This window comes from Chitinophaga filiformis, from assembly GCF_021646545.1.
Classification (GTDB): Bacteria; Bacteroidota; Bacteroidia; order Chitinophagales; family Chitinophagaceae; genus Chitinophaga; species Chitinophaga filiformis_A.
On the sequence record NZ_JAKIRP010000008.1, the window covers coordinates 330,346 to 346,575 of the forward strand.

Below are 16,230 nucleotides of genomic sequence, written 5' to 3' on the forward strand. Positions count from 1 at the left end.
AACAAAAATATACCTATGAATGATTCGGAAGCACTTAGCTGTCTTCTGTCCCAATACCAATATGCAATTATTTTCAGAATGAGATCATTTCTTCGTAAGTGCCTGGGTTGCATCTTTTTATGCTGCCTGCTCAGTAGTTCTTTGTTTGCCCAGACCGGACCGGCAGGTGTCAATAACGGCGCCGTACTATGGCTGGATGCCAATGATGTGTTGGCAGGCGGAACTGCTCCGGCCTATGGCACAACACTGGCTACCTGGTTTGATAAGTCGGGCAGCGGACATAATGCTGTCAGCTCCGGTACTAACGCAGTGATATACAATAGTGGAGGCGCAAATGGGCGCCCTGTTGTAAGTTTCAACCGGACTTCACCAGCAGCAGGGTCGGGCATGACGGTATCCGGACTGGACATAAGGGCAGTAACGTCACCGGATGTCACCATCTTCGCGGTATACCGTCCGGGTACGAACGACGGCAACACACAGGCCGTATGGGGGAATGATAATGCCGGCCAGCAGCGATTTTTCAACAGCAAAGCGGTTACCGGTACCACGGATGCCAGCCTGGCCACCGGGGCCACGGCGGTCGTCATACCCGGAGGCGCAAAGTCGGGAGAGACAAGGCTTGTCACAGCCGTTTATAGTAGTGGCGCCAATGCATCTGCAGCTTACCTTAACGGGAAGCTGATTTCTGCATTTACAGACCAGACAGCCAGTGCGTCTGGCCTTTCTACTTTTAAGATCGGCCTGGATGGTGACAATAATTATTACAATGGCGATATCAGTGAACTGATTGTTTATAACAGGAAACTAAGCGCCTGTGAAATTGAAAGGATCAATATTTACCTCGCCGCCAAATACGCCACGGACTTTACTGATATGGCGTCTAACTATACCCTTGGTATTCCTTATAATAACGATATCAACGGTGTAGGTGTACGTACTTCGGCTTGTGGGGGCACCTATAATATCAGTGCATCGTTCAGTGCTATCCTGTCAGTTACCAATCCGTCCACCAGCAATACCGGTGTTGTATTAAGCTTCGGTAATGACCGCGGTGGATATGGCAGCTCGTCCCAGACGCCTTCCTCATATACCTCCAGGTTACAGCAGGTATGGAGGGCAGACCTGAACGGAAATATCGGCACAGTGGATGTCTGTTTTGAATTAACCGGTCTTGGTATTGACGTTTCCAACTCCGGCAACTTCGCCCTGTTGATAGATAAAGATGGTGATTTCAGCAACGCCACTGTTGTCAGCACCGGGGTGACTATCCTTGTGAACAGGGTATGTATTTCGGGCGTAAGCCTCACCAAGGGCGATTATTTCACGCTAGCCACCAGGGCCGCTACCAGCACCGCTTCAGAGATTACTTCTACGAACGAAGGTGTTCAGCAGAAATCATTATTTACCACAGCAACTGTCGTTGATGATCAGATACTTGTAAAAGGAAGCGCTAACATTACAGATGGAAAGGTATATATAGAATCAGGGTTTGTTGCGGGAGACGTCATCACCTGGGGTACCTTGCCGACCGGCGTAACCGGCTCATATAGTGCAACCACCGGGGCGGCCACTTTTACCGGTACGGCTTCTTCCACCGACTGGCAGACCTTTTACCGTACCATCAGGTTTAATACCACCAGCGGTACTACGGGCAACAGGACTATCCGTTTTGTATTGAGTAATGCCGTGAGTTATACCGTAGGTACCAAACCGCACTACTACGAATACATTACCACTCCTATGAGCTGGACCGCGGCCAAGGCAGCTGCGGAGGCACGTACTTTATATGGTCTCCAGGGGTACCTAGCTACCATCACTGCACAGATAGAAAATGACTTCATCACTTCCAAACTCTCCAGCGACGGCTGGATAGGAGGCTCCTGTAACTACCAGTTGGTGAATACTGCTGTAGGTAGTACGGTGTTCAATAACCAGAATCAGGCGAACGGTAAATATTACTGGGTAACGGGGCCGGAAAAAGGAACGGCTATCTCCAGCGGATTGAACACTCCTACAGCCGTAAATGGCGCTTATATCAACTGGAACACGGGTGAACCTAATAACTATCAAGGTACCAACGAGCAGTACATGCAGTTGTATTCCACAAACCAGGGTAGATGGAATGACCTTCCGAATACTTCGAACCTCGGATATGTGGTAGAATATGGAGGATATGCATCCGACCCTGTATTAAATATCGACTATACCAGGGTGATGGTAAATGCACCACCGGCGCCTGTCATTACTGCTTTCTCTAATGATAACGGACTGAGTACAACAGATAATATTACTAATGACGCGACCCTGGTTATCAGTGGAACTGGACAGCCTTCTGCGACCATTACTGTTTACAGGGCTGATGTTGGGTCAATAGGTTCAACTACTGTCAATGCGTCCGGCAACTGGACATTTGATTACACTGGTACTTCCTTGACCGACGGCACGTATGCATTTACGGCAACTGCTACAACCGGTAGTCAGACGAGTGCCGCCAGCCAGACATATACCATCACAGTTGACCTGACAGCTCCGTTTAAACCGGGGCAGCCTGCTTTGGCCTCCGGTAGTGGAAATGCATCGAACGATGTTACGCCAGATCTGACTGGCTCCGCAGAACCGGGTTCCCTGGTAAGAATATATGATGGCGCCACACAGATAGGTACTGCTACTACCAATGCTTCCGGTCAATGGACATTGACAGCGCCTACGCTGAGCACATCACTACATAATATTACAGTTACCGCAACAGACGTTGCAGGCAACGTAAGCGTGAGCAGTGATCCGTTCCCGCTGACTATAGACGTTACCGCACCAGCTACACCTCCGGCTCCGACATTGGTAGGTGGTGTTGCAGGGGTAACCAACGACAATACCCCGACTATCATCGGTAAAGCAGAAGCCAATAGCACAGTGACCATTTATAATGGAGGTGTTGTTGCCGGTACTGCCAATGCAGATGTTAACGGTGATTACATCTTCACCTTCCCGGTACTTACTGACGGGCCTTATACCGTGAGGGTAACGGCTACTGACGCAGCAGGCAATACCAGTGTGCAGAGCCCTACCCTGAACTTTACGGTAGATACCCAGGCGCCTGCAGTACCGACCCTTATCACTGCTCAGACGCTAACGAATGATAACACGCCGACCGTAACTGGTTCAACGGATCCCAACGCCACAGTAACTATTTATAAAGATGGTGTAGTTGCAGGTATCACTACCGCGAATGCCAGTGGCAATTATACCTACACCTTTAGTCCTGCATTGCCTGATGCTACTTACAGCATCACTGCAACTGCCAGCGATGTTGTAGGCAATACCAGTGCACAAAGTAGTCCGCTGAACATTACGGTGGATGCTACTGCCCCTGCTGCACCGGTTATCACTACTACTGAATTAATCACTAATAACAATACCCCTACGATAACAGGTACTGCGGAAGCGAATAGCACGGTAACTATTTACAGGGGTGGCGTTGCTGTAACGACAACTACAGCCGATGCCAGTGGTAATTTTTCTTATACATTCAGTCCAGCGTTGGCGGACAATGTATATGCAGTAACGGCCACCGCTACTGATGCTGCAGGTAACATCAGTCCACAGAGTAATGTGTTGAACATTACCATTGATACCCAGGCACCACCGGCTCCTGTTGTATCTTCTGTTGCTACTCCGGCTAATGACAATACGCCAACTGTTACCGGTACAGCGGAGCCTAACAGCACAGTTACTGTTTATCGTGACGGAGTGCTGGCTGGCACGACTAATGCCGATGCCAGTGGCAACTATACGTATACTTTCACATCGTCATTAGCGGATGGGCTACGTGGGATAACTGCTACGGCTACTGATGCCGCGGGTAATACTAGTCCGCAGAGTGCACCATTGAATATCCTGATCGATACCCAGGCACCGGGAGCACCGACTATTACCACTGCTCAAACGCCAACTAACGACAATACACCAACAGTAACAGGTACGGCTGAAGCGAATAGCATTGTAACTATCTATGTAGATGGTACTGCCGTAGGCACAACCACAGCTAATGGTGGTGGTAACTATACCTTTAATGTACCAACAGCTTTATCTGATGGTCCACATGCATTCACAGCTACAGCTGCGGATGCAACAGGTAATACCAGTGCTTCAAGTGCAACGCTTAATATCGCCATCGACACCCAGGCGCCAGCTGCACCGACTATTACTACTGCACAGGCATTGACCGTTGATAATACACCAACTGTAACAGGTACAGCAGAAGCTAACAGCACTGTAACTATTTATGTAGATGGTAATGCAGTAGGAACTACTACGGCTAATGTTGGTGGTAATTATACCTTCACAGTACCAACACCACTGTCTGACGGTACTCATGCGTTTACGGCTACAGCTACAGACGCAGTAGGTAATACCAGTGCACCAAGTGCCACACTGAATATCACTATCGATACCCAGGCACCAGCTGTACCAACTATTGCTACTACTCAAACATTAACTAGTGATAATACACCAACCGTAACAGGTACAGCAGAAGCTAACAGTACTGTAACGATCTATGTAGATGGTAATGCAGTAGGCACTACTACGGCTAATACTGGTGGCGCTTACACCTTCACAGTGCCAACACCACTGGCTGATGGTACACATGCATTCACTGCTACCGCTACAGATGCTGTGGGAAATACCAGTGCACCAAGTGCTATCCTGAATATCACTATCGATACGCAGGTGCCAACTGTACCAACTATCACCACTGCTCAAACATTAACTAGTGATAACACACCGACAGTAACCGGAACAGCAGAAGCAAACAGCACGGTGACTATATATGTGGACGGTAATGCAGTCGGAACTGCCACAGCTAATGCTGGCGGTAACTATACCTTCGCTGTACCGACGCCGCTGTCTGACGGTACACATGCATTTACTGCTACAGCTACAGATGCGGTGGGCAATACCAGTGCACCAAGTGCAGTCCTGAATATTACGATTGATACCCAGGCGCCAGCCGCACCAACTATTACTACAGCTCAAACATTAACCAGTGATAACACACCAACTGTAACCGGTACAGCCGAGGCTAACAGTACTGTTACTATTTATAGAGATGGTGCCGTAGTAGCATCCGTATCTGCTGATGTTAGTGGTAATTATAGTTATACATTTACTACGTCACTGCCTGACGGGCCTTATGTGCTGACTGCCACCGCCAAAGATGCAGTAGATAATATCAGTGCTCCAAGTGCGCCGCTGAATATCATTATTGATACCCAGGCGCCGACAGCTCCGACTATCACCACTGCTCAGACACCAACCAGCGATAACACGCCAACTGTAACTGGTACGGCAGAAGCTAATAGTACTGTCACTATCTATGTAGACGGTTCGGCTGTAGGTACTACTACAGCTACGGCTGGTGGTACTTACACTTTCACGGTGCCAACACCACTAGCTGACGGTACGCATGCATTCACTGCTACAGCTACAGATGCTGTGGGAAATACCAGCGCACCAAGTGCTACCCTGAATATCACTATCGATACCCAGGTGCCAACTGTGCCGACTATCACTACTGCTCAAACATTAACTAGCGATAACACGCCGACCGTAACCGGTACTGCAGAAGCTAACAGTACTGTGACCATCTATGTAGATGGTACAGCAGTAGGTACTACTACGGCTACCGCTGGCGGTACTTACACCTTCACAGTGCCAACACCACTGGCTGACGGTACGCATGCATTCACTGCTACCGCTACAGATGCAACAGGTAATACCAGTGCACCAAGTGCTACACTGAATATCACTATCGACACGCAGGTGCCAACTGTGCCGACTATTACCACCGCTCAGACGCTGACTTCTGATAATACTCCGACTGTAACAGGTACAGCAGAAGCCAATAGCACAGTTACTATCTATGTAGACGGCAATGCAGTAGGTACTACTACAGCTACCGCTGGCGGTAACTATACCTTCACTGTACCGACACCACTGGCTGACGGTACACATGCATTCACTGCTACCGCTACAGATGCAACAGGTAATACCAGCGCACCAAGTGCTACTCTGAATATCACTATTGATACGCAGGTGCCAACTGTGCCAACTATCACTACTGCTCAGACATTAACTAGCGATAACACGCCGACCGTAACCGGTACTGCAGAAGCTAACAGTACTGTGACCATCTATGTAGACGGTAACGCAGTAGGTACTACTACAGCTACCGCTGGTGGTAACTATACTTTCACAGTGCCAACACCACTGGCTGACGGCACACATGCATTCACTGCTACAGCTACAGATGCTGTGGGAAATACCAGCGCACCAAGTGCTACCCTGAATATCACTATCGATACGCAGGTGCCAACTGTGCCGACTATCACTACTGCTCAGACATTAACTAGCGATAACACGCCGACCGTAACCGGTACTGCAGAAGCTAACAGTACTGTGACCATCTATGTAGACGGTACAGCAGTAGGTACTACCACAGCTACCGCTGGTGGTAACTATACCTTCACTGTACCGACACCACTGGCTGACGGTACACATGCATTCACTGCTACAGCTACAGATGCAACAGGTAATACCAGCGCTCCAAGTGCTACTCTGAATATCACTATCGATACGCAGGTGCCAAGTGTGCCAACTATCACTACTGCTCAGACATTAACTAGTGATAACACGCCAACTGTAACCGGTACAGCAGAAGCCAATAGCACTGTGACTATCTATGTTGATGGTAATCCAGTAGGTACTACTACAGCTACTGCTGGCGGTAACTATACATTCACAGTGCCAACACCACTAGCTGACGGTACACATGCGTTTACTGCTACCGCTACAGATGCAACAGGTAATACCAGCGCACCGAGTGCTACCCTGAATATCACTATCGATACCCAGGTGCCAACTGTGCCGACTATCACTACTGCTCAGACATTAACTAGCGATAACACGCCAACTGTAACCGGTACAGCAGAAGCCAATAGCACTGTGACTATCTATGTTGATGGTAATCCAGTAGGTACTACTACAGCTACTGCTGGCGGTAACTATACCTTCACAGTGCCAACACCACTGTCTGACGGTACGCATGCGTTTACTGCTACCGCTACAGATGCAACAGGTAATACCAGCGCACCGAGTGCTACCCTGAATATCACTATCGATACCCAGGTGCCAACTGTGCCGACTATCACTACTGCTCAGACATTAACTAGCGATAACACGCCAACCGTAACCGGTACCGCAGAAGCTAACAGCACTGTGACTATCTATGTTGATGGTAATCCGGTAGGTACTACTACAGCTACTGCTGGCGGTAACTATACATTCACAGTGCCAACACCATTGGCTGACGGTACACATGCGTTTACTGCTACCGCTACAGATGCTGTGGGTAATACCAGCGCACCAAGTGCTACCCTGAATATCACTATCGATACCCAGGTGCCAACTGTGCCGACTATCACTACTGCTCAGACATTAACTAGCGATAACACGCCAACTGTAACCGGTACAGCAGAAGCCAATAGCACTGTGACTATCTATGTTGATGGTAATCCAGTAGGTACTACTACAGCTACCGCTGCTGGTGCTTACACATTCACAGTGCCAACACCCCTGGCTGACGGTATACATGCATTTACGGCTACAGCTACAGATGCAACAGGTAATACAAATGCACCAAGTGCTACTCTGAATATCACTATCGATACCCAGGTGCCAACTGTGCCGACCATTACCACCGCTCAGACGCTTACTTCCGACAATACACCAACTGTAACAGGTACAGCAGAAGCTAATAGCACTGTAACGATCTATGTTGATGGTAATCCAGTAGGTGCTACTACAGCTACGGCTGGCGGTACTTACACATTCACAGTGCCAACACCACTGTCTGACGGTACACATGCGTTTACTGCTACCGCTACAGATGCTGTGGGTAATACCAGCGCACCAAGTGCTACTCTGAATATCACTATCGATACCCAGGTGCCAACTGTGCCGACTATCACTACTGCTCAGACATTAACTAGCGATAACACGCCAACCGTAACCGGTACCGCAGAAGCTAACAGTACTGTTACCATCTATGTAGATGGTAACGCAGTAGGTACTACTACAGCTACCGCTGCTGGTGCTTACACCTTCACAGTGCCAACGCCACTGGCTGACGGTACGCATGCATTCACTGCTACCGCTACAGATGCTGTGGGTAATTCCAGCGCACCAAGTGCTACACTGAATATCACTATTGATACGCAGGTGCCAACTGTGCCGACCATTACCACCGCTCAGACGCTTACTTCCGACAATACACCAACTGTAACAGGTACGGCAGAAGCTAATAGCACTGTAACGATCTATGTTGATGGTAATCCAGTAGGGACTACTACGGCTACTGCTGGCGGTACTTACACATTCACGGTGCCAACACCATTGGCTGACGGTACGCATGCGTTTACTGCTACAGCTACAGATGCTGTGGGAAATACCAGCGCACCAAGTGCTACTCTGAATATCACTATTGATACGCAGGTGCCAACTGTGCCAACTATCACTACTGCTCAGACATTAACTAGCGATAACACGCCAACCGTAACCGGTACCGCAGAAGCTAACAGCACTGTGACTATCTATGTAGACGGTAACGCAGTAGGTATTACTACAGCTACGGCTAGCGGTAACTATACCTTCACGGTGCCAACACCACTGGCTGACGGTACTCATGCATTCACTGCTACCGCTACAGATGCTGTGGGAAATACCAGTGCACCAAGTGCTAAACTGAATATCACTATCGATACCCAGGCGCCGGCCGCACCAAGTATCACTACAGACAAAACGCCTACCAGCGATAACACACCAACTGTAACTGGTAGAGCCGAGGCTAATAGCACCGTGACTATCTACGTGGATGGTAACGCTGCAGGTACTGTCAAAGCGGATGCAAGTGGTAATTATACATATACATTTAATCCAGCCCTGGCTGATGGTAGCCATGCTATTACTGCGACAGCTACAGATGCTGCCGGTAATACCAGTGCACACAGCCCGGCCTTAAATATCACCATTGATGCAGCTGCTCCCCAGACGCCAGCTGCGCCTCAACTGATCGGTGGCATAAATGGCATCATTAGTGATGCCACGCCATCTATCAAGGGTGACGCAGAAGCCAACAGTACCGTAACAGTGTACGTAGATGGCAAAGCTGTGGGCACCACAAAAGCTGATGCCAGCGGGCATTATACTTATACATTTAATCCTGCACTGGCAGACGGACCGTATAACATTACGGTAACAGCGACAGATGCTACCGGCAATACCAGCGCACAAAGCCCCGCGCTGGCTATCGTGATCGATACGCAGGCACCGGCAGTACCGACTGTTACGACCGATAAATCGCCCACAAACGACAATACGCCAACCGTTACCGGTAAAGCAGAACCGAATAGTACCGTAACAGTTTATGTAGATGGCAAACCTGTCGGTACAACAACTGCTGATAATAACGGTAACTATAGCTATACCTTCAATCCTGCATTGACCGACGGCGACCATAACGTTACCACTACAGCTACCGATGCAGCTGGCAATACCAGTGGACAGACACCACCGCTGAGTCTCAATGTAGATACCAAATCACCAGCGGCACCTACTATTATACTGGAGACTCCCAGCAACAACGGTGTTATCACTACCAACAAGCCAACCATCTCAGGTGCGGCAGAAGCTAACAGTACTGTTACAATCTACGCAGACGGGGTGGCAGTAGGTATTACAGCAGCAGATGCGAATGGACATTATACCTTTACCTTCGACCCTGCTTTGTCTCAGGGCGCTCATATCATCACCGCAACAGCCACCGATGCTGCAGGTAATGTGAGCTTACCAGGCGGTCCGTTGTCCTTCTCGATCGATGCAGCTGCTCCGGGTATTCCAGCTGCTCCGAAATTGCCTGGTATCAATATCCCGGGTCTCGTAAATACCGGCACGCCAAGGATCACCGGTAGAGGTGAACCGGGTACGATCATCAATGTTTACACTGATGGTAAGCCTGTAGGCTCGGCTGAGGTAAACGCGGCCGGCGACTGGTCTTATACCTACGATCCGGCACTGGACGAAGGGGCGTACAATATCACAGTGACAGCGTCCGACAAACAGGGAAATGAAAGTGGGCATAGCAACCAGGTAGTGATGACCGTAGATCTTACCAGGCCGGAAGTATCCCTGATGACGCGGGCGAAAGAGCCATTACATGAGCCTGCGGTCTTTACGTTTACTTTCTCTGAAGACGTCATAGGCTTCGAAGCTACAGATATCAATGTGAGCAATGGTACCGTGAAGGAAGTCAAACAGTTGTCAGCCACCATTTATGATGTGGTTATCGTGCCGCTGGAAGAAGGGGTGATGACTGTGAATGTTCCGGCGGGTAAGGCAACTGATATGGCAGGTAATGGCAATGTCGTTTCAAGCACGCTGGGCCTCCGCATAAAATTCGGCGTTAGTATAGATATCGTGTACCCGATGCCGGCAACTGATGTCGTGAATGTACGTTTCAGCGGCTTTGATTTTGGAGACGCCAATTTTACTATGACGAGTATGACAGGCCAGGTATTATTGCAGCAGGAGGGTATTGTGAAGAATGGTGTACTGACCTTCAATACACAGCGCGTTCCGTCGGGCACTTATGTACTGTACATCAGGACGAAAGGCCAAAGCTTTAACACAACAGTCGTAATAGCAAGATAACAACTGATGTCCCCCTGGTAACCGTGTTACCAGGGGACTATACAAAACAATTGAGATGATACGTTTCTGTTTTCGTTCCGTAGCGCTGGCTTTTCTGATAGGAACAGTTCTGCCTGTTACATTGCATGCGCAGAAGACTATTAATGTGGCTACATCTGCAGCGCCTTTCCTGAGAATATCTCCGGATGCCCGTGCGGGTGGTATGGGCGAGATCGGCATCGCTACGAAGGCTGATGCTAATGCCCCTTTCTATAATTTGTCCAAGGTTGTTTTTGCAGATGCGCCGGATGGCGTAGCAGTTTCCTATACTCCCTGGCTGAGGGAGATCAGTAATAAGATTTATCTGGCCACTGTAAGCGGATATCATAAGCTGGACGACAACCAGGCCATAAGCGGTGCGCTCCGGTATTTTAGCCTGGGCAATATTCAGTTTGCAGATGCTTCCGGTAATCCATTGGGTAGCTCCAAACCCCGTGAGTTCTCCCTTGAAGGAGGATACGCGCGTAAACTGGGTAACCGTTTAAGCCTCGCACTGGCAGCACGCTATGTCTACTCAAAGCTCGCCAGTGGCAATGCCAACAATTCCGGGGTCATTTACAAAGCCGGAAATGCTTTTGGCGTGGATATTTCTATGACTTACAACGCTATGAACGAAGAGGGCAAAGGTTTCACGACCGGAGCGACCATCACCAACCTGGGATCCAGGGTTAACTATAGCAACAACAGCGCTGCGAAGGATTACCTGCCTTCCAATTTTGGTGTAGGTGTTGCCTACCATCTGCCGGTACAGGAAGGGCATAAGTTCTCTTTCGGCATGGACCTTAACAAGATGCTAACACCTGTTATTCCTGACGATTCTGCAGGTATCGCTTCATATTATGATTACAGCGTTGTGAAAAGCTGGTTCAAATCCTTTAGCAGTGCCAACGGCGGATTTAAATCCTTCCAGGTATCCCTGGGCTGTGAATACAGCTACAAGGATCAGTTCTTCCTCCGCACCGGTTATTTCTATGAAGACAAATACCATGGCGACCGTAATTATCTGACCACAGGTGTTGGATATAGATATGGCTCTGCTATGATCAACATCGCCTATATAGTGCCGTCCGGTAACGGCGCCACTAGAAGCCCGCTGTCCAATACTCTCCGTTTTGGCGCCATAGTGGATCTTCCCTGGAAATAAATACCATTTATCCCTGTCCTATATATCCCTATGCCTATACCTGGCCCGTCTGGAGACGGGCCTTTTCTTTCTTATTTAAATTATTTATATTTGTTATATTTAATCAGTATTTCCCTAAACCTAAACCCAAAACCTATGATTTTCTTTTATGGACGGAACAGTTTTAAAGTAAAGACTGTTCAGCTGTCGGATATTGGTATCAACACTGAAGTTCCGGGGGTAGTGCAATTCGAATACAGACAACAATATGCACATCTGTACTGGATCCCAATGTTTCCTATCGGCTCCCAGTGGTGTGTACGTAAGACCGACAACAAGCTGTATGAGGTAAACCATGAACTGCTGCCGGCATTGAACGCCTTGCCAAGGCGCAAAATGGGATGGCTTGCTTTTGCAGGTCCTATCATTGTCGCCCTGGTGCTGATCTATTTCAAAATTTTTGGTTAAAACTTACTCCGGTATACGAATATACTGCCTGTATCAGCATGCGATACAGGCTTTTTTGTTCGGCCGCCTGATGAAGTCAGTCGCTGTTTTATGCCATACTAAGCCAATCGCTTACTTACCCCTTTTTATTTTTCTCCTGCAGATCCGATTTCCCATATACTTGTGGCAGTATGCTGAAGCCTGACGCATAGTTCTCCGTCGCGGTATTTATCTCCATTATTGAAACAAGGGACAGCATGGAAAAATGACCGTTCTTCCTATACTTTTCTTGTGGTAATTGTTTTTTTGTATTTTCATTATCATACCATGCCACGTTAAACACAAAAGATATGAGTTCAAGAAGACAATTTATGCAACAGGCTGGCCTGATAGCCGCCGGTGTTATGATCAACCCAACTGGTATTTTCAGCAAAGGCCGTGAAAATACAATTAGCAAAATAGGTATCCAGTTATATACCCTGCGTGATCAGCTGGCGAAAGACGTGAAAACCACCATTGAGAAGGTAGCCCAGACGGGATATAGCCATGTTGAGACATTCTACGGCTACAAAGCGCCTGACCAGAAGGAACAGTTCTGGGGATTAGATCCTAAAGGATTGAAGGCCCTTTTGAAGGACAATAACCTTGCTACCTACAGTGGCCACTATCAGCTGAATGACTACCTGACCCGTGGAAACGGTAAGGATGAAGCGCTGAAGGTGCAGCTTGGCATTGCCAGTGAACTGGGACAGAAATACCTGGTTGTACCAGTTCCGCCGATAGGCATGTGGGATAAACTGACCGCTGACGATTATAAATACATTGCGGAACAGTTGAACAAGGCTGGTGAGCTGGCCCGGCAATCTGACCTGAAAATAGGATATCATAATCACTACTGGGAATTCAGACAGCTGCCCGATGTTCAAACTTCCGGATATGAGATCATGCTGAAAGGTACGGATCCCTCTCTTGTAAGCTTTGAACTGGATCTCTTCTGGGCAATTAAAGCCAATGTTGATCCGGTAACGCTCTTCAAAAAATATCCCGGCCGTTTCTCTATGTGGCATGTAAAAGACATTGATAAATCAGCTACAGAGAAAATTGCGGGCGGTGATGCAGACCATAAGACAGCAATGGAGATCCTGCCTCATGTGAAATTTGCGGAAGTTGGTACCGGCGCTGTCGATTTCAGAAACATTTTTGCCAATGCCAGCTTAGCTGGTGTGAAATACGCTTTCGTTGAGCAGGACAAGATCTCTATTGATCCGTTTGAAAGTATTAAAAAGAGTTACGGATATGTGAAAAATAATTTATTAAAGGCCTAAGACATATCCGGCATTCAGGATAAGGGCTGTTGCTAAAATAACCCAAGGTCCTTGTAAGCGCATAAAGAGGTTACCTGATCCCATCAGGAACCCGAGCAAAGCGAGGGTGTATCGTACGTCGGTACACCCTCGTTTTGTTCGGGTTGTTATGAAGTCACGTGGTCACTTAAGCAAGTTCTCCAGCGCCCATTTTTACTTATGAGTTTCCTATTGTGAATTAAGATACCGGACGAAACACGTCCCCTTTAAGTAATGTTCAGCAAGAATATTATCGCTGATATGTCCGCTATGGGTTGCTGGCCATATCAATCTCTTCTTCAGACGAAGCATCGGCACCGGAACGTTTTACGTCACCCAACCCTTATAACCCGCAATATTTACGTAGTTACTGAAAGATTGGTAAATGCGTATTTCCCGCAATGGTGGCTTGTTTGAGCCGATATGTTGCCTTTTATTTTGTCAGAAACACCATTTACCCGCCAATTCTTACCAGATAGGAATTGCCATTTTTCTTTCCTTGTGGGATGCTCTTACTTTGCATCCGTTATCATTTAAAACCCCGAAAAAACGCATATTATGAAAATCACAATGACAGCAGCAGCGGCCATGCTATTATGTATGCAGGCGTTTGCGCAAGACCCTCAAAAGGAAGAAAGCGATGCACCTGAACTTCTGTACAAGAGTGTTAAGAAAGCAACAATGGCAACTCCCGCCGGACCGGATGGTGACGAGATCAGTAATAAACCTGTAAGCAGCAGGTTAAGGACCATTACCCCTGCCAGGAGAATCAGTGCAACGAAGCAGGTGATTTTTACGGAAGCAGACGCTCCCGGCATTGCAATGATGCGCAGCGGAGGAAGTTGTGCACCTCCCGTAGTGGAAGAAGGTATGGACGCCGTATATGATGGCGTAAAAGCACATATGCCACTATACCTGCCTTACAAAAGCAACAGCGTAGGCATCTGGCAGGGCTTTTACTACAATTGGGATAAAAATAACGATGGCAATAAAGACATTCACCGCGCTATAGATTATGGCAAGACTTCCGTTGATACCAATGAAGATCCGACCTTTGGTGTATACGCGATAGCTGCCGGTAAGGTGATTGACGTATATTGGTCAAATGGTGGTGGTAATATTGTTGTAATTGAGCACACCGCGCCTGACGGATTCAAATACCGCAGCCGTTATCTGCATCTTCGTAATGGATATGATAATGACAGGGCCCTGGCTAAAAACTCTCCAACTGCCAAGTATAAAGCATTTGCAAAGAATGGTACTACCAGTGCGCTATGTTGGGGCACTAATAGTCAGACCATCAAAGTTAAGAAGGATGATTATGTACAGGCTGGTCAGCTCCTCGCGTACGCAGGCAATACCGGTTCCGGTGGTATTGGCGTAATCCTTAATGACGACGGCACGCTGACAAATCCAGGCACAAAATCATTCAACGTACACCTGCATTTTGAAACAAGTGTACAGGACACCCGTAGTGGTCATAGTGGTGAATGGGTGAATATAGATCCATATGGCACATACAATCACACTGGTGTTAGTTGTTATGACCTGGAATCAGTAACGCCTTATGCCCGTTTGTTTGCACCGTTTTACCCGAGCTTCCATAATGTACCGCTGAATATTGTAAACAAATTCTGGTCTTACTATACTGGTATGGGCATGGCATTACAGACAGTTAGTGTTGACCGCCATAGCGGCGATCTGTATGCTGCAGGTTCTTTCCAGTGGGGATTATCAGGTGAGTGGTATGCTCACTTCTATATGACAGGAACTGTTTATCAGACGTACTTTAATACCTATAATGCAAAAGGTATGCGTCCCCGTCAGATATCAGTAACTAAAGACGGCAGTGGAAATCCCCGTTTTTCTGTGATCTGGGAGAAGAATCCTGTTGGACAATCAGCTTATTCTATCCATAATGCAGACGACGCTGGCTTCAATAATGCCTGGAAGACGTATGTTACTACCAAGAAATGGCATGTACAGGAACACGTGGATTATACTGTAAATGGTAAGAGATTGCATGCAGCAGTGTTTATCAACAAACCTAATGACAACGGCTTCTATCTCTATTATGGCATGAATTCAACAGACTTTAACAATAAGTTCAACGAATTATATCCTAACTGGGAACTGAAGAGTATTTGTGTGAACGGCAACCAGGTAGGAGGGGTATGGCGTCCTAAAAAGAACAACTATGCCGCTTATTATGGCATGACGTCTTCAGACTACCAGGCTAAATTTAACCAGTTCAGCTCACAGGGATTACGTTTGGTGAAAGTGCAGAATTATGATGACAATGAACGTTTCAGCGCCGTTTGGGGTAAATAAACTCATACCGGTATAAAAAAAATGCCGTCCTGGTGAGCCAGGGCGGCGTTTCCTATTGTGCGCCCGGCACGGGCGCAAACTCTAGGGTGTAAGTCCCGAACGCGCCTTGATAGTGGGAAGCGTTAACCCAAGGCAAGGGTGTCCTCCGTGAGGAGGAATCTGAAGGAAGCCGGCGGTAAA

At 47.9% G+C, this 16,230-nt stretch carries 5 protein-coding genes; all 5 read left to right on the plus strand.

Annotated features, from left to right (window positions below; all coding sequences use genetic code 11):
* Positions 1 to 78 precede the first annotated feature (78 nt).
* Entirely contained in the window at positions 79 to 10,767 is a 10,689-nt protein-coding gene (locus tag L3C95_RS20395; protein WP_236390448.1) for an Ig-like domain-containing protein, read from the plus strand.
* A gap of 55 nt (positions 10,768 to 10,822) precedes the next feature.
* Complete coding sequence (gene porV, locus L3C95_RS20400; RefSeq protein ID WP_236390449.1) at positions 10,823 to 11,950, plus strand: type IX secretion system outer membrane channel protein PorV; 1,128 nt, start codon at positions 10,823 to 10,825, stop codon at positions 11,948 to 11,950.
* Between the two features lie 135 nt (positions 11,951 to 12,085).
* Positions 12,086 to 12,397, plus strand: a complete 312-nt coding sequence (locus L3C95_RS20405) for a hypothetical protein (protein WP_236390450.1) — start codon at positions 12,086 to 12,088, stop codon at positions 12,395 to 12,397.
* 329 nt (positions 12,398 to 12,726) lie between these two features.
* Complete coding sequence (locus L3C95_RS20410) at positions 12,727 to 13,701, plus strand: sugar phosphate isomerase/epimerase family protein (protein WP_236390451.1); 975 nt, start codon at positions 12,727 to 12,729, stop codon at positions 13,699 to 13,701.
* A 576-nt stretch (positions 13,702 to 14,277) separates the two neighbouring features.
* Entirely contained in the window at positions 14,278 to 16,050 is a 1,773-nt protein-coding gene (locus tag L3C95_RS20415) for a hypothetical protein (RefSeq protein ID WP_236390452.1), read from the plus strand.
* Positions 16,051 to 16,230 lie beyond the last annotated feature (180 nt).

Excerpts from the sequence above, each read along its gene's own strand:
- L3C95_RS20395 (WP_236390448.1), top strand. The coding sequence starts at position 79 with ATGAGATCATTTCTTCGTAAGTGCCTGGGTTGCATCTTTTTATGCTGC.
- porV (WP_236390449.1), top strand. The coding sequence starts at position 10,823 with ATGATACGTTTCTGTTTTCGTTCCGTAGCGCTGGCTTTTCTGATAGGA.
- L3C95_RS20405 (WP_236390450.1), top strand. The coding sequence starts at position 12,086 with ATGATTTTCTTTTATGGACGGAACAGTTTTAAAGTAAAGACTGTTCAG.
- L3C95_RS20410 (WP_236390451.1), top strand. The coding sequence starts at position 12,727 with ATGAGTTCAAGAAGACAATTTATGCAACAGGCTGGCCTGATAGCCGCC.
- L3C95_RS20415 (WP_236390452.1), top strand. The coding sequence starts at position 14,278 with ATGAAAATCACAATGACAGCAGCAGCGGCCATGCTATTATGTATGCAG.